General features: G+C 70.0%; 24 protein-coding genes. 19 read left to right on the forward strand and 5 right to left on the reverse strand.

Annotated elements, in window-relative coordinates:
- Positions 1 to 143 precede the first annotated feature (143 nt).
- The gene (locus tag ACZK39_RS10045; protein WP_463613234.1) at positions 144 to 959 is read right to left on the reverse strand and encodes an alpha/beta fold hydrolase; all 816 of its coding nucleotides are present in this window, start codon (positions 957 to 959) and stop codon (positions 144 to 146) included.
- A gap of 40 nt (positions 960 to 999) precedes the next feature.
- A complete protein-coding gene (locus ACZK39_RS10050; protein WP_182781631.1) occupies positions 1,000 to 1,653 on the reverse strand; it encodes a precorrin-8X methylmutase in 654 nt (217 codons plus the stop codon).
- 212 nt (positions 1,654 to 1,865) lie between these two features.
- On the opposite strand from ACZK39_RS10050, the gene ACZK39_RS10055 reads away from it, so the two are divergent.
- The 10 genes from ACZK39_RS10055 to pyrE all read left to right on the forward strand — a co-directional run bounded on the left by ACZK39_RS10055 (position 1,866) and on the right by pyrE (position 10,959).
- Complete coding sequence (locus tag ACZK39_RS10055) at positions 1,866 to 2,540, forward strand: energy-coupling factor ABC transporter permease (RefSeq protein WP_463613235.1); 675 nt, start codon at positions 1,866 to 1,868, stop codon at positions 2,538 to 2,540.
- The gene (gene cbiN / locus ACZK39_RS10060; RefSeq protein ID WP_220489042.1) at positions 2,533 to 2,808 is read left to right on the forward strand and encodes a cobalt ECF transporter S component CbiN; all 276 of its coding nucleotides are present in this window, start codon (positions 2,533 to 2,535) and stop codon (positions 2,806 to 2,808) included. The genes ACZK39_RS10055 and cbiN overlap by 8 nt, the downstream gene beginning before the upstream one ends.
- Before the next feature lie 142 nt (positions 2,809 to 2,950).
- Positions 2,951 to 3,694: a cobalt ECF transporter T component CbiQ gene (gene cbiQ, locus ACZK39_RS10065; protein ID WP_182781633.1), complete on the forward strand. Its 744-nt coding sequence runs from the start codon at positions 2,951 to 2,953 to the stop codon at positions 3,692 to 3,694.
- Positions 3,679 to 4,491: an energy-coupling factor ABC transporter ATP-binding protein gene (locus ACZK39_RS10070; protein ID WP_370585683.1), complete on the forward strand. Its 813-nt coding sequence runs from the start codon at positions 3,679 to 3,681 to the stop codon at positions 4,489 to 4,491. Before cbiQ ends, ACZK39_RS10070 begins: the two co-directional genes overlap by 16 nt.
- Positions 4,488 to 5,087 (forward strand): precorrin-6Y C5,15-methyltransferase (decarboxylating) subunit CbiT, encoded by a 600-nt coding sequence (gene cbiT / locus ACZK39_RS10075; RefSeq protein WP_182781635.1) that lies wholly within the window; start codon positions 4,488 to 4,490, stop codon positions 5,085 to 5,087. Before ACZK39_RS10070 ends, cbiT begins: the two co-directional genes overlap by 4 nt.
- The gene (locus ACZK39_RS10080) at positions 5,084 to 5,209 is read left to right on the forward strand and encodes a hypothetical protein (protein ID WP_459055082.1); all 126 of its coding nucleotides are present in this window, start codon (positions 5,084 to 5,086) and stop codon (positions 5,207 to 5,209) included. The genes cbiT and ACZK39_RS10080 overlap by 4 nt, the downstream gene beginning before the upstream one ends.
- Positions 5,203 to 7,977: a bifunctional hydrogenobyrinic acid a,c-diamide synthase/histidinol phosphate aminotransferase CobBC gene (gene cobBC, locus ACZK39_RS10085; RefSeq protein WP_463613236.1), complete on the forward strand. Its 2,775-nt coding sequence runs from the start codon at positions 5,203 to 5,205 to the stop codon at positions 7,975 to 7,977. The genes ACZK39_RS10080 and cobBC overlap by 7 nt, the downstream gene beginning before the upstream one ends.
- 341 nt (positions 7,978 to 8,318) lie before the next feature.
- On the forward strand, positions 8,319 to 9,374 hold the full coding sequence (cobT, locus tag ACZK39_RS10090) for a nicotinate-nucleotide--dimethylbenzimidazole phosphoribosyltransferase (protein WP_459055078.1): 1,056 nt from the start codon (positions 8,319 to 8,321) through the stop codon (positions 9,372 to 9,374).
- A gap of 236 nt (positions 9,375 to 9,610) precedes the next feature.
- Entirely contained in the window at positions 9,611 to 10,420 is an 810-nt protein-coding gene (locus tag ACZK39_RS10095) for a sortase domain-containing protein (protein WP_463613237.1), read from the forward strand.
- Positions 10,417 to 10,959, forward strand: a complete 543-nt coding sequence (gene pyrE, locus ACZK39_RS10100) for an orotate phosphoribosyltransferase (protein WP_463613238.1) — start codon at positions 10,417 to 10,419, stop codon at positions 10,957 to 10,959. Before ACZK39_RS10095 ends, pyrE begins: the two co-directional genes overlap by 4 nt.
- Here pyrE and ACZK39_RS10105 read toward each other — a convergent pair.
- Both ACZK39_RS10105 and aceA read right to left on the reverse strand, forming a co-directional pair.
- On the reverse strand, positions 10,952 to 13,189 hold the full coding sequence (locus tag ACZK39_RS10105; protein WP_463613239.1) for a malate synthase G: 2,238 nt from the start codon (positions 13,187 to 13,189) through the stop codon (positions 10,952 to 10,954). The genes pyrE and ACZK39_RS10105 overlap by 8 nt on opposite strands.
- Before the next feature lie 32 nt (positions 13,190 to 13,221).
- The gene (gene aceA, locus ACZK39_RS10110; RefSeq protein WP_182781639.1) at positions 13,222 to 14,496 is read right to left on the reverse strand and encodes an isocitrate lyase; all 1,275 of its coding nucleotides are present in this window, start codon (positions 14,494 to 14,496) and stop codon (positions 13,222 to 13,224) included.
- 133 nt (positions 14,497 to 14,629) lie between these two features.
- Here aceA and ACZK39_RS10115 point away from each other — a divergent pair, with 133 nt between their 5' ends.
- The 6 genes from ACZK39_RS10115 to fbaA all read left to right on the forward strand — a co-directional run bounded on the left by ACZK39_RS10115 (position 14,630) and on the right by fbaA (position 20,120).
- Entirely contained in the window at positions 14,630 to 16,102 is a 1,473-nt protein-coding gene (locus ACZK39_RS10115; protein WP_463613240.1) for a helix-turn-helix domain-containing protein, read from the forward strand.
- Positions 16,103 to 16,175: 73 nt separating this feature from the next.
- Complete coding sequence (locus ACZK39_RS10120) at positions 16,176 to 16,955, forward strand: LemA family protein (RefSeq protein ID WP_182781641.1); 780 nt, start codon at positions 16,176 to 16,178, stop codon at positions 16,953 to 16,955.
- 204 nt (positions 16,956 to 17,159) lie between these two features.
- Complete coding sequence (locus tag ACZK39_RS10125) at positions 17,160 to 17,705, forward strand: YceI family protein (protein WP_463613241.1); 546 nt, start codon at positions 17,160 to 17,162, stop codon at positions 17,703 to 17,705.
- 91 nt (positions 17,706 to 17,796) lie between these two features.
- The gene (locus tag ACZK39_RS10130) at positions 17,797 to 18,432 is read left to right on the forward strand and encodes a TrmH family RNA methyltransferase (protein WP_459055070.1); all 636 of its coding nucleotides are present in this window, start codon (positions 17,797 to 17,799) and stop codon (positions 18,430 to 18,432) included.
- 22 nt (positions 18,433 to 18,454) lie between these two features.
- On the forward strand, positions 18,455 to 18,994 hold the full coding sequence (locus tag ACZK39_RS10135; protein ID WP_182798691.1) for a hypothetical protein: 540 nt from the start codon (positions 18,455 to 18,457) through the stop codon (positions 18,992 to 18,994).
- 97 nt (positions 18,995 to 19,091) lie between these two features.
- Positions 19,092 to 20,120 (forward strand): class II fructose-bisphosphate aldolase, encoded by a 1,029-nt coding sequence (gene fbaA / locus ACZK39_RS10140; protein ID WP_182781645.1) that lies wholly within the window; start codon positions 19,092 to 19,094, stop codon positions 20,118 to 20,120.
- A 175-nt stretch (positions 20,121 to 20,295) separates the two neighbouring features.
- On the opposite strand, the gene ACZK39_RS10145 is transcribed toward fbaA, so the two are convergent.
- Positions 20,296 to 20,646: a rhodanese-like domain-containing protein gene (locus ACZK39_RS10145; protein WP_459055067.1), complete on the reverse strand. Its 351-nt coding sequence runs from the start codon at positions 20,644 to 20,646 to the stop codon at positions 20,296 to 20,298.
- Positions 20,647 to 20,789: 143 nt separating this feature from the next.
- On the opposite strand from ACZK39_RS10145, the gene ACZK39_RS10150 reads away from it, so the two are divergent.
- The 3 genes from ACZK39_RS10150 (at position 20,790) to ACZK39_RS10160 (ending at position 24,426) form a co-directional block, all read left to right on the forward strand.
- On the forward strand, positions 20,790 to 22,307 hold the full coding sequence (locus ACZK39_RS10150; protein ID WP_463613242.1) for a sugar ABC transporter ATP-binding protein: 1,518 nt from the start codon (positions 20,790 to 20,792) through the stop codon (positions 22,305 to 22,307).
- A complete protein-coding gene (locus ACZK39_RS10155) occupies positions 22,304 to 23,311 on the forward strand; it encodes an ABC transporter permease (protein ID WP_370585674.1) in 1,008 nt (335 codons plus the stop codon). Before ACZK39_RS10150 ends, ACZK39_RS10155 begins: the two co-directional genes overlap by 4 nt.
- A 65-nt stretch (positions 23,312 to 23,376) precedes the next feature.
- Positions 23,377 to 24,426, forward strand: coding sequence for an ABC transporter substrate-binding protein (locus tag ACZK39_RS10160; RefSeq protein WP_182798689.1), 1,050 nt, complete (start codon positions 23,377 to 23,379; stop codon positions 24,424 to 24,426).
- The last annotated feature ends 147 nt before the right edge of the window (positions 24,427 to 24,573 follow it).

Here is a 24,573-nt window from a genome sequence, read left to right on the forward strand (position 1 = left end):
AACGCTCGCCTGACCAGCCGAGGAGCGCGGGAAGGTACTTTCGTACCCTCCCGGATGCGTTGGCGCCGAATCGCGGCGACACTGCGGCTATGCCGAGGTCTTGGGGGGACCTCGGCATCACTACTGCCGTGTCACGATGGCGCTCAGCGGTGGGCGTGCTCGTCGATGAGGTCGGCGATGAACTTCGGCGACGCGAACATCGTGGCGTGCGGCCCCGGCACCGTTGCGAACCAGCCGTGCTTGAACGTGCCCGCCAATTTCTCGGCCCAGTCGAGGGGAACGATGGGGTCGTCGAGCCCGCAGAGCACCAGGGTCTTCGCGTCGATCCGCCCCGCGACCAGTTCCATATCCATCTGAAGCAGGTGCGGGGTCTGCTGGACCATGTACGGCACCCCGGCTCGGAACAGATAGTCGTAGATCGCCATCGCCGCGACCTGCGGGGGCTCCTTCAACCCGTTGGCCATCAGCAGCCCCGCGACCTTCGCCAGCGAGCGGGCCGACGGCGTCACCACCGGCGCGATCAGGACGATGTGGTCGACCTCCTCGGGGAAGTCGGCGGCCAGCTGCGCCACCACCTGGGTGCCCATCGAATGGCCCACCACCACCGGGTGGTCGAGGTCCTTCTCCGCCAGGTACTTGCCGACGAGGGCGGCGTGATCGGCGATGCTCAGGTCGCGGTCAGGGCGGGGCGAACGGCCGTATCCGGCCAGGTCGATCAGGTGGACGTCGCCGTGGTTGGCGAGCTCTACCGCCGTTGGACCGTACGAACGCGCGGACACGCCGATGCCGTGGATGAGCACGAAGTCCGGGCTCGTCTTCTGCGGGACCTGGCAGGGGAACCGGTAGGACACCATCGACGCGTCGCCATAGCCGGAGCGGCTGGTGTGGTACTCCACCGTGCCGACGTACTTGTTCCTGTACACCACCTCGTCGCGGGGTGCGTGGCGGCGGGCGGGCATGCGCCTCAGCGTAGCCCTGCCGGCGGCATGCCAGCGACTCTCAGGCCTGGCGCGAGGTGTTGGTCAGCTCGTCGGTGCTGGCGATGGCGTTGACGGCGGCGACGGTGAGGGCCGAGCCGCCCCGTCGGCCGTGGACGACGAGATACTCGAGGCCTAGGTCGTTTGCCGCCAGCGCCTGCTTGGACTCGGCGGCACCGACGAACCCGACCGGGACGCCGATCACCGCCGCCGGCCTCACGCCGGTCTCCGCGACCACCTCGAGCAGCCGGAAGAGCGCCGTCGGCGCGTTGCCGATGGCGACGACGGCGCCGTCGAGGCGGGGCAGCCACAGGTCGATCGCGGCCATTGTCTTGGTCATCGACTTCTCGGCGGCCAGCGCCGCGAGGCCGGGGTCCTTGATGTGGCAGACGACGTCGTTGTCGCGGGGGAGGCGGGAGGCGATGATGCCGGTGGCCACCATGGAGGAATCGCAGAGGATCGGTGCTCCGGCCCGCAGCGCGGCGTTGGCGGCGGCCACGACGCCGGGAGTGAAGGCCACGTCGTCGGCGACGTCCGGGGCGCCGGCCGCGTGCACCATCCGCACGACGACGCGGGCCACGTCGTCGGGGAAGCGGGTGAGATCGGTCTCCTCGCGGATGATCCGGAAGGATTCGCGGTAGATGTCGGAGCCGTCGGTCAGGTAGTCGTAGCGCACGCCGTTCACCGTAGTGGACCCCGCAATAGCGGGGGACGCAGGGCTCTGGTTGACTGGCCCCACACATTCACACCGCGAGGGGACCAGGAAGCCGGAACGAGCCGGCACGGTCGCGCCACTGTGGACCGCCGTCGGGCGGGAAGTCAGGAACTGGACCCTCACGGCCGACTGCCTGGGGCGCGTCATCCCGGGCGAAGGGACCTGAGAGAGCGATGCACATCGCCGAGGGGATGCTTCCCCCGTTGCACTGCGCGGCCTGGCTGGCTGCGTCCACCCCGTTCGTCGTCCACGGTGCCCGCGCCGTGCTCACCACGGTGCGCGAGCACCCGGAACGCAAGCTGATCCTCGCCGCCGCGGGGGCGTTCACGCTGGTGGTCAGCGCCCTGAAGCTACCGTCGATCACCGGAAGCTCGTCGCATCCGACGGGGACAGGCCTGGGGGCGGTGCTGCTCAGGCCGCCGGTGATGGCGTTCCTCGGCACGCTGGTGCTGCTGTTCCAGGCGACGCTGCTCGCCCACGGCGGGCTGACGACGCTCGGGGCGAACGTGTTCTCGATGGCAATCGTCGGGCCGTGGGCGGCGTACGGGATCTACTGGGCGACGGCGCGGCTGTCGGCCCCGCTGTGGGCGTCGGTGTTCCTGGCGATGGCGGTGGCGAACATCGCCACCTACGCCGTGACGTCGGTCCAGCTGGCGCTGGCGTATCCGGACCCGGTGAGCGGGCTGGGGGGCGCGCTGGTGAAGTTCCTCGCGCTGTTCGCGGTCACGCAGGTCCCGCTGGCCGTCGCCGAGGGGCTGCTGGGTGTGCTGCTGGTCGGGTTCCTGACGCGTGCGGCGCGCCCGGAGTTGGCCCGGCTGGGTCTGCTCAAGGAGGACGCCGGTGTTTAGCCGTCGCGACGTGTGGATCGGGGTGGCGCTCGTGGTCGCCGTCATGGGGGTGTACCTCGGCAGCCTGGCGCTGGCCCCCACGGGGGCGGAGTTCCTGGGCAGCGACGCCGCTGCGGGGGACCTGACCGGCGGCGTGCCGTGGCTCGAGCCGCTGTTCGCGCCCGAGAGCGCGGAGCTCGAGTCTGGACTCTTCGCCCTCCAGGCGGGCCTGGGCGGCATCCTGCTGGGCTTCGTCCTCGGCCGGTTGACGGCTCGGCGCGCGTCATGAGGGAACTCGCGACGGTTGCCGGGGTGGCCCGTCGTCCGAGTGTGAATTCCTGGGTTGAGTTCACCCACGGGAGTCACACTCGGGGCGCGGTGCGCGGCAGCGACCGCCACCTCACCCGTCATTCGACGTCCGGCGCACGCCCGTGAGCATCCACGTCACCGCCGTCGACGACGCCGCCTGGGCAGGGCCCTGGCGGGCGATCCCTGTGGGGCACAAGGTGGGGCTCGCCGTCGCTCTGGTGCTGACCGCTCTGCTGACGCCGGCCTGGCCTGGGACCCTGCTGGTGGCGGGGGCGTCGCTGATCCTCATGCTAGGACCGGCCCGCATCCGGCCGGGTCTGGTGGCCGCCGTCGCGCTGCCTCCGCTGGCATTCCTCGTGGTGGGGGCGTTGCCGCTCGCGGTCGAGGTGGGCGACGGGCTGCGCATCACCGCCGACGGCGGGCTCCGGGCGGCGGAGATGCTCGCGCACGGCGTCGCGGGGACCTTGGCCGTCCTGCTGCTGGCCACTACCACGCCGATGAGTGACGTGCTGGGCTGGCTGCATCGCCGCGGCCTCCCCGGCCCGCTGCTGGAGATCGCCGCACTGATGTACCGGCTGCTGTTCGTGCTGCTCAGCAGCGCGCTGGCGCTGCAGGCCGCGCAGGCCGCCCGTCTCGGGGGCGACGCGCCCTTCAGTCGTCGGTTCCAGGCCGCCGTCGACGGCATCGGCACCGTCCTGCTGATGAGTTGGCGCCGCGCCACCCGGCTGCAGGCGGGCCTGGAGTTGCGCGGCTATGAGGATGCGCTGCCGACGCTACGGCCCGTGGGCCGCACCCGCCCCTGGGCCCCGGCTGCGGGGGCCGCCCTCGTCGCCGGCATCTGGCTGGCCTGCTGGGCGGTGGCGTGATGCTCCGGGCCGAGGGGGTCGTCGTCGGGTATCCGGGCGGCTCGGCCGTGTTGACGGGGGCGAACCTCTCCGCCGCGTCGGGGCGGCGGGTGGCGCTCCTCGGCGCCAACGGTTCGGGCAAGACCACACTTCTGCAGTGCCTGGCAGGGGCCCTGCCTGCCGCCGACGGCCGGGTCACCCTCGACGGGCAGCCGCTCACCCACACGCGGGCCGCGCTGCGGGCGCACCGCCGCCGCGTCCAGTTGGTGCTGCAGGACCCGGACGACCAGCTTTTCTCCGCCGATGTCACCCAGGACGTCTCCTTCGGCCCGCTCAACCTCGGACTCAGCGACGACGACGCCCGCGCCCGCACCAATGAGGCTCTCGCGCTGCTCGGCATCGCCCACCTCGCCGCCCGCCCCACGCACCAGCTGAGCTTCGGCGAACGCAAGCGCGTGGCGCTGGCGGGGGCGGTGGCGATGCGGCCAGACCTGCTGCTGCTCGACGAGCCGACGGCCGGGCTCGATCCCGCAGGGGTCGCCGACCTGCTGGCCACGCTGTCCGGTCTGGACGCGGGGATCGTGTTGGCCACCCACGACGTCGACCTCGCCCTGGCCTGGGCCGACGACGTGGCCGTGGTGCTGGATGGTCACGTGACGCAGGGGCCGCCGTCGCTGCTCGGAGACGAGGTACTGCTCCGCGCCGCCCAGCTGCGCCGCCCCTGGCCCCTGGAGCTCGCGGCCCGCCTGGGGCTCGCCGGCGCGCCGCGCGACCTCGACCAGGTGCTCGCTCTCCTTCCGGATGGAATCCGCCAATGATCATCGACCCCGACGGCGCCCTGCTCGGCCGCACCCCCGGCCTCCCGGACGACGTCTTCGAACACGACGGGCTCATCACCAAGCGACACATCCGCGCGTCCGCGTTGGCGCTGCTGCGGCCGCTGGCAGGCGAGTTGCTGTGGGACCTCGGCGCGGGAGCCGGCTCGGTGGCCATCGAGTGGTGCCGGGCGGCCGACGGGGCCCGGGCGGTCGCCGTCGAACGGGTGCCGGAGCGGGCGGCGAGGGTCGCGGCGAACTCGGCCCGGCTGGCGCCCGCGGGGGCGGTTCGGCTGGTGGAGGCCGGTGTCGCGGAGGCGGTGGATGGCCTGCCCCGGCCCGACGCGGTGTTCATCGGCGGGGGAGCGACTGCCTCGTTGCTGGAGCGGGCGGTTGATGCGCTTCCGGTGGGGGGCCGGCTCGTCGTGCACGGGGTGACGGTGGAGGCCGAGGAGGTGTGTGTCGCGGCGTACCGACGGTGGGGCGGGCAGCTCGCCCGGCTGCACCACGAGCACGCCGCACCCATCGGCCGCCTGTTGGGGTGGACGCCCGCGCGCGCAGTGGTGAGTTGGGCGTACGTGGTGGAGGGGTCGCGTTGAGCGCGCCCACACGCGCGACCTGCGGCAGCGGCCGATCGTCGCGGTGCCTCGTCACGGAGATGGCCCTCGTCAAGCACCCCTTCCAGCAGGGCCAGCGCGGTCAGGCGGGCATCGAATGGTGAGCCGGCTGGTGATCGCGGCGCCGTCGTCGGGGCAGGGGAAGACGACGGTGGCGACGGGGCTGATGGCCGCGTTGCGGGCGCGCGGGCTGGAGGTGGCGCCGTTCAAGGTGGGGCCGGACTACATCGACCCCGGCTACCACGGCCTCGCCACCGGCCGGCCGGGCCGGAACCTCGATCCGTTCCTGTGCGGCGAGGCGCGGATGGGGCCCCTGTTCGCGCACGGTGCGGCGGGGGCGGATGTCGCGGTGATCGAGGGCGTGATGGGGCTGTTCGACGGGCGCCTCGGCACCGGCGGATTCGGGTCGACGGCGCACGTGGCGCGGCTGCTGGACTCTCCGGTGGTGCTCGTGATCGACGCGCGGCACACCTCGCGGAGCGTCGGCGCGGTGGCGCTGGGCATGGCGCGGTTCGACCCCCGCGTGCGCGTGGCGGGGGTGATCCTCAACCAGGTGGGGAGCGACCGGCACGCCGCGGAGGCTCGCGCCGCCGTCGAGGAGGTGGGGCTGCCGGTGCTGGGGGTGCTGCCGAGGGCGTTGGACATCGAGGCGCCGTCGCGACACCTGGGCCTGGTGCCGGTGGCCGAACGCGACGACTCGAGGGTCGCGGCGATGGGCGAGGTGGTGGCCGAGCACGTTGATGTGGAGGCGCTGCTGGCGGTGGCCGTTGGGGCGCCGGAGCTGGACGTCGCCCCGTGGGATCCGGCGCGGGAGGTGTCGCCGCCGTCGGACCGGCGGCCGGTGGTGGCCGTGGCCGGGGGACGGGCGTTCACGTTCCGCTATCCGGAGACCGACGAACTGTTGGAGGCGGCGGGGTGCCGGGTGGTGGAGTTCGACCCGCTCGTGGATTCCGCGCTGCCGGAGGGGACGGCCGGGCTGTGGCTCGGCGGCGGGTTCCCGGAGGTGTACGCGGGGGAGTTGGCGTCGAATTCGCCGTTGACGGGGGAGATCCGGGCTGCTGTCGCGGGCGGGCTGCCGACGGTCGCGGAGTGCGCCGGGCTGCTGTACCTGTGCCGGAGCCTGGACGGTCGCGGGATGGTGGGCGCCGTCGAGGCGGACGCGACGATGGGGCCGCGATTGACGATGGGCTACAGGGTCGCGGTGTCGTCGCGGGACACGTTGCTCGGCCGCCCCGACGAGGAGGTGACGGGGCACGAGTTCCACCGCACGACGGTGAGTCTGGATGCGGCCGCGGGCGAGACCGCAGCTGTCGGGCCGGCCTGGCTGTTGGACGGCAGGGATGACGGTGTCGCGGGGGAGACCCTCCACGCGTCGTACCTGCACGTCCACTGGGCCGGCCACCCACAGTTGGCCCAGCGCTTCGCCGACGCAGCACATGCCCAGGAGCGAGTAGAAGCGGCCGTCTCTCTTCGCTCCCTGAGGAGGTCCGCCCGCGAAGCGGCGGGGACCGTCTCGAAGGGTCGAGAACCCAAGCCTGCGTGGGGACCTGGGTCACAACCCTTCGAGACGCCCGAGGCGCCTTCGGCGCCGGGGCTCCTCAGGGAGCGGGTGGGGGCGCCGGAGGTGCCTTCGGTGCCGGGGCTCCTCAGGGAGCGGGTGGGGGCGCCGGAGGTGCCTTCGGTGCCGGGGCTCCTCAGGGAGCGGGGGGAGACGGCGGAGCTGGACGATCCCGAGGCAGGCTCGACCCACCCGCGCGGCCAGCGTTCCTCCAGATCGGATCCCGACCCCCTGAGGGGGCCGAGACCCTGCCTGGAGGAACAGCAACCGCGCACCCCCGACCCGACCCGGCTCGTGCCCGGCACCGTGGACCTCCTGCACCACGGCGACCGCGACCTCGCCCCCGGCCTCGTCGACCTCGCCGTCAACGTCCGGGTCCCCGCGACACCCACCTGGCTGGCAGAGGAGATCTTCGGCGACGGCGATCTCGCCGCCTACCCCGACCCCCGCCCCGCCCGCGACGCCATCGCCGCCCACCACGGCGTCGACCCCGCCATCGTGCTCCCGGTCGCCGGCGCCGCCGAGGCGTTCACCCTCATCGCCCGCGCCCTCCCCGGCGACGCGCTGGTCGTCCACCCGCAGTTCACCGAGCCTGAGGCGGCGCTGCGGGCCGCCGGCCGCGACCCCCGCCGCCACCTGCTCCGGCCCGACACCGGCTTCCGGCTCGTCCCCTCCCAGGTTCCGGCGGCGGACCTGATCATCGTCGGCAACCCCACCAACCCCACCGGCGTCCTCCACCTCGCGGCGGACCTCGCCGCGCTCCCGGCCGGGATTCTCGTCGTCGACGAGGCCTTCATGGACGCGATCCCTGGCGAAACCGAGACCCTCATCGCGCCCACGATGCCGGGGCGCCTCGTGCTGCGCTCGCTCACGAAGACCTGGGGGCTAGCAGGCCTGCGGGTGGGCTACGTGATCGGCGACCCGGCCCTCATCGCGCTCCTGGCTGCCCAGCAACCGCCGTGGTCGGTGTCCACACCCGCGATCCGCGCGTCCGTGGCCTGCACCTCCCCGCGCGCCTCCGCCGAGGCCTCCCGCCTCGCGGAGGAGGCCGCACGGGCCAGAGCGGATCTCGCCGCGCGCCTCACGGACGCGGGACTTGCCGTCGTCCATGGTCACGCGCCATTTGTGCTGGCCGACGCCTCGGCGCTGTCGCCGATGTCGCTGCGGGAGCCGCTTGCCGAACGCGGATTCGCCGTGCGGCGCGGAGAGACGTTCCCCGGCCTCGGCCCCACCTGGCTGCGGTTCGCCGTTCGCACCCCCGACGTCCACCGTCGGTTGGCCGCAGCCTTCTCCGCCCTCAACGGCCGGCCGTGACGTCAGCCCAGCCAGGCCAGGGCGGCCGCGACATCGGCTACCTCGGGCACCCCAAGGGCGACGCAGGACGCCGGATCATCACGACGGCGGCGCCCCGCTCGGCGGCCACAGCCAGTTTCGCGTCGGTATGCGGGCCGCGGGCGTCCTTGGTCACCAGCACGTCGACCCCTCCGAAGCCTCCGATCCGCACCTCTCCCGCCACGAGGGGGGGGCGCGGGTCCGGCCGGCCAACGAGAGCACCGCATCGCGTCCCACCAACACCTCGGCCAGCCGTCAGCCCTCCGCGGTGCCACCAAGGATCAGAATCACCAGCCCATCCAACCATCGAAGACAAGGACGCCATGACCCTCCTCGACGACACCCTCGCCGCCCTCCGCCCCGCCTCCGCCGACGCCTTGGCGGCGGCCCGCGCCAGGCAGTTGACCCTCACCAAGCCCGCCGGGAGCCTCGGCCGGCTGGAGGAGATCGGCAACCGGCTCGCGGCCATCGCCGACGCCTGCCCGCCCCCGCTGCCCGAGCACGCCGTCATCGGCCTGTTCGCCGGCGACCACGGCGTCTGCGTGCAGGGCATCAGCCCCTGGCCGCAGGAGGTCACGGTCCAGATGGCGCTCAACATCGCCTCGGGCGGCGCGGCCATCAACGCCATCGCCCGCCAGGTGGGGGCCGACGTGTGGGTCACGGATGTGGGTGTCGCGGTGGAGGTGCCGGAGCACCCCGGGATCCGCGCCCGCAAGGTCCGGTCCGGGACCCGCGACTTCTCCGTCGAGCCGGCCCTCACGCTCGATGAGGCCCGGGCGGCCCTCGAGGTGGGCATCGAGGCGGCCAACGAGGCCATCGACGGCGGCGCCGACATCCTCCTCACCGGCGAGATGGGCATCGGGAACACCACGCCCGCCAGCGCGCTGATCGCCGCGTTCTCGGGCCTTCCCGTGACCTCCGTGACGGGCCGCGGGGCCGGCGCCGGCGACGACATGCTGAGCAGGAAGATCGCCGTGATCGAGGGCGCGTTGGCCCTGCACCGCCCGGACCCCGCGGACCCGCTGGGGGTCCTGGCCGCAGTCGGCGGGCTCGAGCACGCAGCCCTGGCGGGCTTCATCCTCGGCGCGGCGGCGCGCCGGGTGCCGGTGATCATCGACGGGGTGATCGCGGCATCGGCGGCGTGTGTCGCGGCGGGTTTCGACGAGGCGGTGACCGGATACCTGATCGCGGGTCACGCGGGCGTCGAGCCCGGCATCAAGGCGGCGCTCACGTGGCTGGACCTGCAGCCGCTCGTGGACCTGGATCTCCGCCTCGGCGAGGGCACCGGCGCCGCGCTGGCGTTGCCGACGGTCCAGGCGGCCGCGCGCATCCTGCGGGAGATGGCGACGTTCGACTCCGCGGGTGTCGCGGAGGGGTGACGGGCGCTACCCTCACCGCTCTCCCCTCGGCCCGAGGCGCCCAAGCGCGGAGACGGGACCCCAGTGCCGGTCACCCCACCTCCTCCTGAGCGTGAAGCCTCGAACTCGCGTCCCGCTGCCGCGGGCGTCGCGCCTGACTCCTGGCCTCTACCGTGCGGCGGCCTTGAATCGCTCGATGTGGTTGGCGCCTGGGAGCGGGACCACCACGGCGGGCCGGTTAGGGAAGAATGGCGCGCATGGAAGCGAAGCGGGCCGCCGGCGAGGGCGAGGGTGACGAGCCTGCGGTCGCTGCTGAGCAAGACGGCTCGGGCAAGCCCGTCAGCCCATCCCGTGCCGTCGAGCCCGAGTCGGACCAGGCAGGGCCTGAGCAGCCGTCCCGCGGCGCCGAGTCGCGGCGTCGCGTGTCGCCGCTGACCGTCAGCGGGCTCGTGATCCTCGCCGCGACACTCGCAGTCACCGGATTCCTCGCCTGGCAGGTCTTCGGCACCACGTGGCTCGCCCGCGGCGCGGCCGCCGAAAGCGTGGCCCAGCTCCGCGACCAGTGGGCCACCGCGACACCTACGCCGCCCGCCGAGGACGGCGAACTCCCAGCGGAGCTGGCCCCCGGCCCGGGCGAGCTGGCCTGGATCCTGCGCCTCCCGGGACAGAACCTCGAATGGCCCATCGCCGCAGGCGTGGACGAAGACCTGCTCACAGAATCCGTCGGGTGGTACCCGTCGACGGCGCTCCCGGGGCAGGTCGGCAACGTCGCCCTCGCCGGGCTCAGGCTCACGCACGGGGCACCCTTCGCGGACCTGCTCAGCGTCCAGGTGGACGATGAGGTGGTCATCGAGACAGCCCAGGCCATCTACACCTACCGGGTCACGCTCCCGCCCTCGCAGCTGACGGTGCACCGCGACGACTCCTGGGTCCTCGAGCCCGTCCCCGGGAAACCCGACCTCGCGCCCACCGAGGCCATCCTCACTCTGACCACCCACGAAGACCTCATCGACACCCCGGACCGCGCCGTCGGTTTCGGCGTCCTGGATACAACGGAGATGAAATGACAGACCGCAGCGAACTCATCGGACACATCAAGGCCCTCGCCGTCGTGCACGGCAAGGTCACGCTGGCGTCCGGCAAAGAGGCCGACTACTACATCGACATGCGCCGCGTCACCCTCGACGGCGCCGCCTCGCCCCTGGTCGGTCGCGTGATGAACGAGCTGGTCGCGGACCTGGACTTCGACGCCGTCGGCGGGCTCACCCTCGGCGCTGACCCCGTCGCCACCGCGATGCTGCACGCCAAGGCTGCCGAGGGTGGCCGGCTTGACGCCTTCGTGGTGCGCAAGTCCGCCAAGGGGCACGGGATGCAGCGCCGGATCGAGGGCACCGAGGTGGCGGGTCGCCGCGTGCTCGTGGTCGAGGACACCTCCACGACGGGGGGCTCGGCACTGACCGCCGTCGAGGCCGTGCGCGAGGCGGGGGGCGAGGTTGTCGCGGTGGCCGTGGTGGTGGACCGCGGGACCGGCGCCGCCGAGAAGGTCGGCGACGCCGGTCTTGAGTACCGCTACGCGGTGGATCTGGCGGACCTCGGCCTCAGCTGAGCCCGTACCGCGCCTTGTACTCGCGGCGCCGCGCGTGGAGGATCGGCTCGGTGTAGCCCGACGGCGACCACGCGCCCTGGATCACCAGGTCCCTCGCCGCGCACCACGCGATCGAGTCCTCGAACGCCCCACCGCCCGCGACACCCGGCGACATCGGCCGGTAGGCCGGATCGTCGGCGTTCTGCGCGTCGACCACCCGCGCCATCCGCTTCAGCGCCTCGACGACGAACCCCTCGGTGACGATGCCGTGCCGGATCCAGTTGGCCAGCATCTGGGAGCTGATCCGGCAGGTGGCCCGGTCCTCCATGAGCGAGGTGTCGGTGATGTCGGGCACCTTCGAGCACCCGACGCCCTGGTCGATCCAGCGGACGACGTAGCCCAGGATGGACTGGCACGAGTTGTCCACCTCCTGCTGCCGCTCCTCGGCGGTCCACCGGGTGCTGGGCGCCAGTGGGATCTCGAGCAGCTGATCCAGCGACGCCCGCCGCCCACGCTCCGCGATCTCGTCCAGCCGCCCCCGCGCGTCGACGCGGTGGTAGTGGGTGGCGTGCAGTGTCGCGGCGGTCGGGGAGGGGACCCACGCGGTGGTCGCCCCCGAGGAGGGATGAGCGATCTTCTCGGCCACCATGTCCGCCATCAGGTCCGTCTTCGCCCACATGCCCTTGCCGATCTGCGCCCGGCCCGGCAGGCCGCAGGCGATGCCGACGTCGACGTTCCAGTCCTCGTAGGCCTGCATCCAGGCGGCCTGCTTCATCTCCGCCTTGCGGATCATTGGCCCGGCCTCCATCGAAGTGTGGATCTCGTCGCCGGTGCGGTCCAGGAAGCCGGTGTTGATGAAGATGATCCGGTCCGCCGCCTCCGCAATGCAGGCCGCGAGGTTGAGGGTGGTGCGCCGCTCCTCGTCCATGATCCCCATCTTCAGCGTGGTGCGGGGCAGGCCCAGCACGTCCTCGACGGCGGCGAACAGGTCGCTGGTGAAGGCCACCTCGGCCGGCCCGTGCTGCTTGGGCTTGACGATGTAGATCGATCCCGTGCGTGAGTTGCGCCGCGGGTTGTGCGACGACAGCCCCGGGATGGCGCACAGGCTGGTGACCAGTGCGTCGAGGATGCCCTCGGGGAGCTCGCGGCCCTCGGAGTCGAGGACGGCGGGTGTGGTCATCAGGTGCCCCACGTTGCGGCACAGCATCAGCGCCCGCCCGTGCAGGGTGAGCTCCCCGCCGTCGGCCCGGGTGAAGGTGCGGTCGTCGGCCAGGGTCCGGAGGAACGAGTGCCCGCCCTTCTCCATCTCCTCCGAGGCGGTGCCTGCGTTGAGCTCGAGCCAGGTGCGGTAGCCGATCGCCTTGTCGGGGCCGTCGACGGTGGACACCGAATCCTCGAAGTCCATGATGGCGGTGACGGCGGACTCCAGGACGATGTCGTCGATCCCCGCCAGATCGGAGCGGCCGATCGGCCCGGTGGGGTCGATCCGGAGCTCGATGTGCAGGCCGTTGTTCTCGATCAGGATGGCCGACGGCGACTCCGCCGGACCGCGGTAGCCCACGTACGCCCACGGCGTCGCGAGTCCGACGGTCTCGCCCGAGCCGAGCGTCGCCCGCAGCTCCTTCCCTGCCCCGTAGCTCACCACCTCGCTGTGGGAGCCCAAGGCCAGGGGGGCCGCGCGGTCCAGGAACTCCCTGGCCCACGCGATGACCCGCTGGCCGCGCGCCGGGTTGTACCTGGCCCCCCGGCCCGCCCCTCCGTCGTCGCTGATGGCGTCGGTGCCGTACAGCGCGTCGTACAGCGAGCCCCACCGGGCGTTGGCGGCGTTGATCGCGAACCTGCGGTTGGTGACCGGGACCACCAACTGCGGGCCCGCCATCTCCGCGATCTCCGCGTCCACGTTCGTGGTGCGGGCCCGGACCCCGGTGGGCTCGTCGAGCAGGTACCCGATCTCCCGCAGCAGCGCCCGGTAGTGCGGCGCATACGGGGTGCCGGGGGTGGCGCGATGGAAGGCGTCGATGGCGCCCTGCATCCGGTCCCGCTCATCGAGGAGGCCGCGGTTGCGCTCGGAGAACTCCCCGAAGACGCGCTCGAAGCCGGCCCAGAACCGCTCGCGGTCCACCCCGGCCACGGGCAGTGCCTCGCGGTCCAGGAAGTCCACGAGCGTCCGGTCCACCCACAGGCGCCCGACGGGGGCGTGGGTCTCCGACGGGGGGTGGGGCTGGGTGGGGGCGGTGAGTGTCATCGTCATGGGAGTGCTCCTTGCTTGAGTGCGAGGTGGGGTCAGAACTGCGCGGACTCGGTGGAGTCCTCGAGGGCGGTGGTGGAGCTGGAGGGGTTGATCGCGGCGGCGATGGCGTCGAAGTAGCCGGTGCCGACCTCCCGCTGGTGACGGGTGGCGGTGTAGCCGCGTGCCTCGGCGGCGAACTCGCGCTCCTGCAGCTCCACGTAGGCGCTCATCTGGCGGGTGGCGTAGCCCTCAGCCAGATCGAACATGGAGTAGTTGAGGGCGTGGAACCCGGCCAGGGTGATGAACTGGAAGGCGTAGCCCATGGCGCCCAGCTCGCGCTGGAACTTCGCGATGGTGTCGTCGTCGAGGTGCTTCCTCCAGTTGAACGACGGCGAGCAGTTGTAGGCCAGCATCTGGTCAGGGTGCTCAGCCTTGATGGCCTCTGCGAACTCCTTGGCGGCGGCCAGGTCCGGGACGCCGGTCTCCATCCAGAGCAGGTCGGCGTACTTTGCGTAGGCCTTGCCGCGGGCGATGCTCGGCTCCATGCCGGGGCGCACCTTGTAGAAGCCTTCGCTGGTGCGCTCGCCGGTGATGAACTCCTGATCGCGCTCGTCGACGTCGGAGGTGATCAGGGTGGCGGCCTCGGCGTCCGTGCGGGCGATGATCACCGTCGGCACGCCCGCGACATCAGCCGCCAACCGGGCCGCGTTGAGGGTGCGCTCGTGCTGCTGGGTGGGGATGAGCACCTTGCCGCCGAGGTGGCCGCACTTCTTCTCCGCCGCCAGCTGATCCTCCCAGTGCACGCCGGCCGCGCCGGAGGAGATCATGGACTTCATCAGCTCGTAGGCGTTGAGGCTCCCGCCGAAGCCGGCCTCGGCGTCGGCGACGATGGGGACCAGCCAGTCCTCGACCGTGCGGATGCCCTCGGCGTGCTCGATCTGGTCCGCGCGCAGCAGCGCGTTGTTGATCCGCCGGACCACCTGGGGCACCGAGTTGGCCGGGTACAGCGACTGGTCCGGGTAGGTGTGCCCGGAGAGGTTGGCGTCGGCGGCCACCTGCCAGCCGGAGAGGTAGATGGCCTTGAGGCCGGCCTTGACCTGCTGAACGGCCTGGTTGCCGGTCAGCGCGCCCAGCGCATTGACGAAGTCCTCGCTGTGCAGCTGCTCCCAGAGCTTCTCGGCGCCGCGCCGTGCCAGGGTGTGCTCCTCCTGGACGCGGCCGCGGAGGCGGACCACGTCGTCGGCTGTGTAGTCGCGCTGGACGTGGGTCCAGCGGGGGTTGATCTTCCAGTCGTACTTCAGGAGCTCTGCGGACATCGGGTCGTTCATGGGATTTCCTTCCGGTGGTGGCGGCTTCTCTGCTGCCTCGTGCGGTGCGATGTCACCATCCTGGGCGGATCCGCCAGCATTTAGTCAGAAATTCTTGGTGAAGAAACGCAGAAATTCCGTTAGCATCAATTTCATGCCAGTCAACGACGATGGACCCGTCCGAGCCCCAGACCTCGAGGGGCCTTTCGACCCGTTTTCACTGGGACGACGGCTCCGCCACCTCCGCAAGGAGCGCGGCCTCACCCTGTCGCAGGTATCGGAGGAGTCCGGGCTGGCCGCCTCCCAGCTGTCGCTCATGGAGAACGGCAAGCGCGAGGCCCGCCTTTCGCAGCTCCAGACGCTGGCCCGGGTCTACGAGGCGACCCTGGATGACCTGACCGCACCCGTGCCCAGCCGCCGGGCGCAGCTCGAGATCGAGCTGGAGCGCCTGATGCGGTCCCCGCTGGCCCGGGCCAAGGGGTTGCCCGTGGTGCGGATCTCGCCCCGGATGCCAATCGATGTGCTCGAGGCGCTCGTCGCCCTGCACCGGGAGCTCGCCCACGACGCCGCGGAACGGATGGCCACGCCTGAGGAGGCGCGGCGGGCGAACGCGCAGCTCCGCGACGAGATGCGGGGGCGCGACAACTACTTCGGTGCCATCGAGGAACAGGCCGCCGCCCTGCTGAAGCGATGCGGGTACGTCTCCGGCCCTCTGTCTCAGCACCTCATCGGTGAGATCACGACGCACCTCGGCTTCACGCTGCACCACGTGGGGGACCTGCCGCATTCCACGCGCTCGGTGATGGACCTGAAGAACAAACGCATCTATCTGGCCGCGGCCTGGTCCAGGGAGTACGACCCCCGATCGGTCCTCCTGCAGGCGCTCGGCCATCACATCCTGGACCACGCGCCGCCGGCCAACTACGGCGACTTCCTCCGTCAGCGCATCGAGACCAACTACTTCGCCGCGGCCCTCCTGCTCCCGGAGGGACCCGCCGTCGAGTTCCTCCAGAAGGCGAAGGCGCGCCGGGAGCTGGCGCTGGAGGACCTGCGGGATTCCTTCGCCGTCAGCTACGAGGCGGCCGCGCACCGGTTCACCAACCTGGCGACGAAGCACCTCGGGATCCCAGTGCACTTCCAGCGAGTCCACGAGTCGGGGATCATCTACAAGGCCTACGAGAACGACGGAGTGGCGTTCCCCCGCGACAATCTCGGCGCCATCGAGGGTCAGCCCGCCTGCAGGTACTGGACCTCTCGCGAGGTGTTCGATGTCGCGGACAAGTTCAACGCCTTCAACCAGTACACGGACACGCCCACGGGCACCTTCTGGTGCACCGCGCGGGTCGAACAGACCGGCTCGGGTCTGTTCTCCACGGGGATCGGGGTGCGGTACCGGGACTCGAAGTGGTTCCGCGGCCGCGACACGAGGGAGCACTCCGTGTCCAGATGCCCGGACCCCTCCTGCTGCAGGCGCGCCCCCGAGGACCTGGCGACGAGGTGGTCGGGGCACTCCTGGCCGAGCGCCCGCACCCACGCCCACCTGCTGGCCGCGCTGCCTCCCGGCACCTTCCCAGGCGTCGACGACACCGAGGTGTACCAGTTCCTGGACGCCCATCACCAGCAGTAGTGGGCCTCTGGTGTTGCTGCGGGTGAATCCTCGGCTGCGCTACCGTGAAGACGACTGTTAGAAGGAGACCCCCGTGGACATCATCCTGATCATCCTCATCGTCCTGGTCGTCGTCGCTCTCGCCGTGGTGGGCTGGGGCGTGAGCGCCTACAACGGCTTCGTCCGTAGCCGCAACCTGATCCAGGAGTCGTGGCGCCAGATCGATGTTGAGCTCAACCGCCGCTACGAGCTGATCCCCAACCTGGTCGAGACCGTCCGCGGCTACGCCGCGCACGAGCGCAACACGCTCGAGCAGATCACCGCCCTGCGCAACACCGCCCGATCCCTCTCCCAGCAGAGCCACGGGCAGCCGAGCGAGCAGCGCGCCGCCGTCGAGTCCGAGCTGACGCAGGCCGTGCACAACCTGCTGGTCTCGGTCGAGGCCTACCCGGATCTGAAGTCCAACACCAACTTCCTCGAGCTGCAGCGCGAACTGACCGATACCGAGGACCGGATCGCCGCCTCGCGCCGCTTCTACAACGCCAACGTGCGTGATTACAACACGCGCATCGAATCGGTCCCGAGCAACATCATCGCCGGCTTCGCGAAGTTCGAGAAGGCCACCTACTTCGAGGTCAACGACCCGATCGTGCGCCAGGCCCCCGACGTGAACTTCGGAGAGATCTCGCAGCGTCCCACCGCCTCACCTGAGCCGCAGCAGCAGATCCAGGCGCCCAGGTACGACGACGTGGCCCAGCCCTACCAGCCGCCGCAGCGCGCCCAGGACCAGCCCCCGGCCCAGCCGGCGGTGCCCCCGCCGTCGCAGAATCCCACGCAGGGCGAGGGCGGCTACCGTCCCCCGTTCTCCAGCTGACCTGCGCGCCGAGGCCCGCTCCCATGCGTGGGGGCGGGCCTCGCGCATGCCCAGGGGAAGGATCGTCGCTGGTTGAGCCCGCCGCGGCGCGAAGCGCCCGCGGCGGCGTCGAAATGGACTCGGGTGTGATGAATCTCTGAACTGGTTGACATTTCAACAACAGTCGTTTAAGGTTGTACCAACAGCCCACGAAAGGAACACCTCATGGCCCTCAACGAACTCAACGGCACCTACGTTCTCGATCCCTCCCACAGCACCTTCTCCTTCGTGACCCGCCACGCGATGGTCACCAAGGTCCGCGGCTCCTTCGAGCAGTTCGAGGGTGCAGCAGTTGTCGACGCCGCCAACCCCGCCAACACCAAGCTGGACGTCACCATCGACGCTGCGTCGATCACCACCCGCAACGCCGACCGCGACGGTCACATCCGCTCCGCCGACTTCTTCGACGTCGAGAACCACCCCACCTGGACCTTCAAGGGCACCGACTTCGCGATCAAGGGCGACGTCGTCGAGGTGACCGGTGACCTGACCATCAAGGACACCACGCGCTCCATCACCCTCCCGCTGGAGTACCAGGGCGCGGCGAAGGACCCCTTCGGCAACGTCCGCGTCGGCTTCGAGGGCTCCACCGACATCCTGCGCTCTGACTTCGGTCTCACCTGGAACGCCGCCCTCGAGACCGGCGGCTTCCTGGTCTCGGACAAGGTCGCCATCGAGGTTGAGATCTCCGCGATCCAGCAGGCCGCCTGATCCACCCACACAGCGCCCCGGCCGATCGGCCGGGGCGCTGTCGCGTCCCCGTCGCTTGCCTCTCAGGACGGAGTGGGACAAGCTTCGCTCCGTGACCGACGCCGAGCCCCACGACCCGACGGCGCCCACCGTCGGTGTCGGCCCGCACCCCCAGCCCTGGCCCGACGACGAGCGCCTGGATCCCGAGCTCCTCGCTGAGGGCGACCGCCGCAACGTGATCGACCGGTACCGCTACTGGCGGATGGAGGCGATCGTTGCGGACCTCGACCGGACGCGGGTGCCTCTGCAGGTGGCAATCCAGAACTGGGAGCACGACTTCAACATCGGCTCCATCGTCCGCACGGCCAACGCCTTCAATGTCGCGGCGGTGCACATCGTGGGTAGGCGACGGTGGAACCGCAGGGGAGCGATGGTGACCGACCGCTACCTGCACGTTGTCCACCACGAGGACGAGGCGTCGCTGTTGGCTCACCTCGCCGAGCAGGGCGTGACCCCGATCGGGGTCGACAATCTTCCAGGGTCGGTGCCGCTCGAGACCGCACAGCTCCCAGAGCGCTGCTGCCTGGTCTTCGGCTCCGAGGGCCCGGGCCTGACCGAGGCGATGGTCGCGGGGTGCGAGCGCCTCGTCGCGATCACGCAGCGGGGATCGACCCGCTCGATGAACGCCGGCGCCGCCGCGGCCATCGCGATGTACCACTGGAGCCTCCAGCACGCCGGCCCTCGCTGACCCGCGGGCTATTGTGGCGACCATGCAGCCAGAGCGTTTCGCGGCGGGCCTGACCCCCCTTCCGACGGCGGCCCGCGTGACACAGAAGCGCGGTGCGCTCCGCTGGCGGATCATCTCCACCGTCATCTCGCTGGCCATCCTGGCCGTCATCATCCTCACCATCGGACGCGACTGGCCGCAGGAGTGGACCATCGCCATGGTGGCGATCTGGGTGGGCTCGTCGGCTTTCTGGATCGTGGTCTCGGTGTTCGGCCTGCAGCGCGCCAAGCGTGACCTTGGCCGCATCCAGGACGGAGTCGCGTTCTACCTCGATCCCGACGGTGTCGAGTTCGTCACCCCGCCTGCGCCGCCAGTCCCGTGGGATCGCGTCACGGCCCTCAAGCTCACCGGAGGACTCTCCGGTGCCGGGCCGTCCGTCGTACTGGAGGCCGACGGTGTCGCGGTGGCCAAGGTGCCCGCAAGCTTCGTCGACGCCAGCCCGGCGGTGATCGACTCGGCTGCCCGGGCCTACTCGCTCGGCCGCGTCGGATTGGACGTCTCAGCGCTCGACAGGGTGCTCTGAGCTGAGCGCTCCTGAGTGCTGACCCCGCCCTCCCTCCCGGGACCCTGAGGCGATAAGGTTGGGGCGACCCGAAGTCTCACTCAGAAAAGAGGCATCCATGCCCATTGCTACTCCCGAGATCTACGCCGAAATGCTCGATCGGGCCAAGGCGAACAAGTTCGCCTACCCGGCTATCAACATCACCTCATCGTCGACGGTGACCGCGGCCATCCAGGGGTTCGCGGAGGCTGGCTCTGACGGCATCATCCAGGTTTCGACCGGCGGCGCCGAGTACGCCTCCGGGTCCACCATCAAGGACAAGGTCACCGGCGCCGCTGCGCTCGCGGCGTACGCGCAGGAGGTGGCGAAGAACTACCCCATCCAGATCGCGCTGCACACCGACCACTGCCCCAAGGACAAGCTGGACTCGTTCGTCCGTCCGCTGCTGGCCATCTCGGCCGAGCGCGTGAAGAACGGACAGCTCCCCCTGTTCCAGTCCCACATGTGGGACGGCTCGGCCGTGCCGATGGAGGAGAACCTGCAGATCGCTGACGAGCTGCTCGCCCTCACCAAGGCCGCCAACATCATCCTCGAGATCGAGGTCGGTGTCGTCGGTGGCGAAGAGGACGGCGTCTCCGCCGAAATCAACGACAAGCTCTACACCACCATCGAAGACGGCATGCGCACCATCGAGGTGCTCGGCCTGGGCGAGAAGGGTCGCTACATGACGGCCCTCACCTTCGGCAACGTGCACGGTGTGTACAAGCCGGGCGCGGTCAAGCTGCGTCCCGAGGTGCTCAAGGAGATCCAGGACGCCGTCGGCGCCAAGTACGGCAAGGACAAGCCGTTCGACCTGGTCTTCCACGGCGGTTCCGGCTCCACCGCACAGGAGATCTCCGACGCGGTTGACTTCGGCGTCATCAAGATGAACGTGGACACGGACACGCAGTACGCGTACACCCGTCCCGTCGTCGGTCACATGTTCAGCAACTACGACGGCGTCCTCAAGGTCGACGGCGAGGTGGGCAACAAGAAGCACTACGACCCGCGCGCGTGGGGCAAGCTGGCCGAGGCCGGCATGGCCGCCCGCATCGTGGAGGCGTGCGAGAACCTCCGCTCCGCCGGCACCACCATGGGCGCCAAGTGAGCTGAACCACGGTTCGAACGGCGTGTGGCCGGTCCCTTCGGGGGCCGGCCACAAACCGTCTTTTGGCTGGGGACAATTCAGAGAGGGGGAGGAAACAGGGGAGACGAAACAGTGTTCAAAGGGGTGGGGGTCTGTGCCCTTCGGGGGCCGGCCACACGCCGTTTTCGGTCTGGGGCTACTTCAGGGAGGTGTAGGCGCCGCCGTCGATGAGGCTGGTGAAGCCCAGGTCCTCCATGATGTCGATCGCCGCAGCGGACCGGTTGCCGGAGCGGCAGTACACGACGTAGGTGTCGTCCTTGGGGAGCTCTCCGACGCGGTCGGCGAAGTCCGCGGCCTGGACGTCGATGTTGAGCGCGCCTTCGATGTTGCCGGCCGCGTACTCGGAGGGGGTGCGCACATCGATGACCGTGGCGCCGTCGGTGATTGCCGTGCGTGCGGCGTCGGCGCCGGCGTCGGAGCATCCGCTGAGCCCGAGCAGGGCGGCGACGGCGACGAGGAGGGCGAGGAGGGGCATGCGTAGCTTCATGCGCACAGTCTATACCCCTACGGGTATACGTTCGTCACAGTTCGGTAACGACGGTGGCACCTCGGTTCGCGGAATGATAGCGTTAGCATCCGTCGGGCTGGGCGCGAGAGCCCAACCGATCCGGCAGGTACGAAGGAGTACGTGTGACCAAACTTCTAGAGCTGAAGAACGTCTCGAAGACGTTCCCCGGCGTGAAAGCGCTGAGCAACGTCCACCTGGATCTCAATGCGGGCGAGGTGCTCGGCCTGTGCGGCGAGAACGGCGCCGGCAAGTCCACGCTGATGAAGATCCTCACCGGCATCTACACCCCAGACCCCGGGGCGGAAATCTGGCTGCAGGGCAAGCGGGTGGAGGTACGCAACACCAACCATGCCCGTGACCTTGGCCTCAGCATCATCCATCAGGAACTCAACATGGTTCCTGACCTCACCGTCGCCCAGAACCTGTTCCTCGGCCGCCCCGGCAGCCACAAGGGCGGCTACATCGACGACGCCAAGCTCAACCGTGAGGCCGCAGAGCTGATCGACAGGCTCGGCATGAACCTCAATCCCAAGACCTATGTCCGCGACCTCTCCGTCGCGCGCCAGCAGATGGTCGAGATCGCGCGCGCCCTGTCCTACGATTCGCGGATCCTGGTCATGGACGAGCCGACGGCGGCCCTCACGCTCGCCGAAACCGACGCGCTCTTCGGCATGATCCGCGACTTCATCACGCCGGAGACCGGCCTGATCTACATCTCCCACCGTATGCCGGAGATCGAGGAGATCACCGATCGAGTCTCCGTGCTGCGCGACGGCCAGTACATCGGAACTGTCGTCACCAAGGAGGTCGAGATCCGCGAGATCATCTCGATGATGGTGGGCCGCGAGGTCTCGGGCGATGCCCGCCCCCGGACCAAGCCGATCTCCGACGAGGTGGTCCTCAAGGTTGAAGGCCTCAACAGCAAGAAACTTGTGCGGGACGTGGGCTTCGAGGTCCGCAAGGGCGAGGTGCTCGGGTTCGCAGGGCTGATGGGCGCTGGGCGCACCGAGGTGGCTCGTGCCGTCTTCGGCGCGGACCCGCGCACCAGCGGAGACATCTTCGTGCACGGCCAGAAGGTGAACATCCGCACCGCGGCAGACGCCGTCCGCGCCGGCATCGGCTACCTCTCCGAGGACCGGAAGCAGTTCGGCGTCCTGCTGGATCAGGACGTCAAGGCCAACACGGCCATGGCGGCCATGAAGGACTTCCACATCGGCGGCTTCATCCTCGACGGCAAGATCAAGACTGTCGGCACCGAGTACTCGCAGAAGCTGCGCGTCAAGACCCCCAACGTGAATCAGCTGCTGGGAAAGCTCTCGGGCGGCAACCAGCAGAAGGTGGTCATCGCGAAATGGCTCGTGCGCAACTGTGACGTGCTGATCTTCGACGAGCCCACCCGCGGCATCGACGTCGGCGCCAAGGAGGAGATCTACAACCTCATCGAGCAACTGTCCGGTCAGGGCAAGGCGATCATCGTCATCTCGTCCGAGCTGCCGGAGGTGCTGCGCGTGTCGCACCGCATCGCCGTCATGGCACACGGGCACATCACCGGTTTCCTCGACAACGAGGACGCCTCCCAGGAGAACATCATGGAGCTCGCCACCGTCGGCATGGCTCAGTTGAAAGGACACGCAGCGTGAGCACTGACACCGCCACCAAGGCAGCACCAGCCGAACCCTCCCGGGTGCAGCAGTTCCTCAAGTCGTCACTGCAGCAGGTGTTCGTCTTCGCCGCGCTGATCGTGGTGTTCGTCTTCTTCATGATCTTCGCGCCCAACTTCAACGCCGGCGTCGTCATCCCCAACATCCTGCTCCAGGCCGCCGCCATCGGCACGATGGCGCTCGGGGCGACGTTCGTGATTGCCACGGGCGGCATCGACCTGTCGGTGGGCACCGGCATGACGTTCACCGCCGTCATGGCGGGCGTGTTCATGTCCGCGGAGTTCATGAACCTCCCCCTGGGCATCGGCCTGCTCCTCACCATCGTGGTGGGCGCGGCGATGGGCCTGGTCAACGGCCTCCTCATCGCGTATCTCCACATCCCGCCGTTCATCGCCACGCTCGCGATGATGATGGTCACCCGAGGGTTGTCGCTGATCATCTCCAACGCCTCCAGCATCAAGATCGCCAACCCGGACTATTCGCTGATCTCCAACGGGCGGATCATCCCCTTCCTGTCCAACGCGGCGCTCATCTTCGTCTTCATGGGCATCATCGCCGCCGTCATCCTCGGGAAGACCCTGCTCGGGCGCTACGCCCTGGCGATCGGCTCCAACGAGGAGGCCACCCGGCTGTCGGGCATCAATGTGAAGTTCTGGAAGGCGCTCGTCTATGTCACCGCCGGCGTGTTCACCGCCTTCGGCGCCATCCTCTACTCCGGCCGCTTCGGCTTCGTCCAGCCCGCTGAGGGTCTGGGCATGGAGCTCCAGGTCATCGCGGCCGTGGTCATCGGCGGCACCTCGCTCTCCGGTGGCCGCGCCAACATCGTCGGCACCATGATGGGCGCCCTGCTCATGATGACGCTGACCGTCGGCCTCCAGATGATGGGCGTCGCCCAGCAGTGGCAGCTCGTCGTGACCGGCGTCGTCGTCCTCCTCGCCGTCTACGCGGACATTCTGCGCCGTCAGCGCGCCTCCGCCGTCTAGATCCACCCACAACTTCATCCACGTCACGGGAGGGCGGTCCTCCCAGAAACCGAAAGGAAACCGCCATGCGCATGCTGCGCTCCGCACTGGCAGTGTCGTCAGTGCTTGTCCTGGGCCTCACCGCCTGCTCCACCTCGTCCACCACCACCTCCTCCGCGCCGGCCCCGGCAGAGAGCAGCTCGGCTCCCGCCGAGTCGTCGGCTCCCGCCGAGTCCTCGGCTCCCGCCGAGGGTGACGTCCCCATGGGCGACGGCACCCAGACCATCTACCTCGTCTCCAAGGGCTTCCAGCACCGCTTCTGGCAGGCCGTCAAGCAGGGCGCGGAGGAGGCCGGCAAGGAATACAACTACAAGGTCGAGTTCGTCGGCCCGGAGAACGAGCAGGCCGTCACCCAGCAGCTCGATCAGCTCCGCACCGCCCTGCAGTCGGCTCCGGCCGCCATCGGCTTCGCCGCCCTGGACTCCGGCGCAGCCGGCCCCGTCCTGGCCGAGATCCAGGCCGCCAACATCCCGATCATCGCCTTCGACTCGGGTGTGGATTCCGACATCCCGCTGACCACCGTCTCCACCGACAACAAGGCCGCGGCTGCTGAGGCGGCCAAGAACATGGTCGAGCTGCTCGGCGGCACCGGCACCGTCGGCATGGTCTGCCACGACCAGACCTCGGCCACCGGCAAGCAGCGCTGCGAGGGCTTCCAGGAGTACATGGCCGCCAACGCGCCCGACATCAAGGTCCTTGACCCGCAGTACGCGGGCGAGGTGGGTCTCGCCGCCAACACCGCCAAGGCCCTCATCCAGGCCAACGCGGACATCACCGGCATCTACGGCTCCAACGAGGCCTCGGCCATCGGCGCGCTCCAGGGCGCCATCGAGTCCGGCAAGGAACTGACCGTCGTGGGCTTCGACTCCGGTAAGGCCCAACTCGACGCCATCCGCAACGGCCAGCAGGCCGGCGCCATCACCCAGTCGCCCGTCAAGATGGGCTACGAGACCGTCGTCGCGGCCATCCGCGCCATCGACGGCCAGGAGCTGCCGAAGATCATCGACTCCGGCTTCGCCTGGTACGACGCCAGCAACATCGACGATCCCGACATCGCCGCAAACCTCTACGAGTGAGAGATACGGGGTGGGCCTTCGGGCCCACCCCGTCCCACGCCCCCACATCCCGTACCCCGGGCGTAGCCCCTGCCGGCCAGCTGCGCCCACCGCACCGCACCGGCACCCAAGAGAACCGCAAGACATTGATCAAAGAAGGTGTGTTTC

The organism is Tessaracoccus luoxuelianae, from assembly GCF_055326245.1.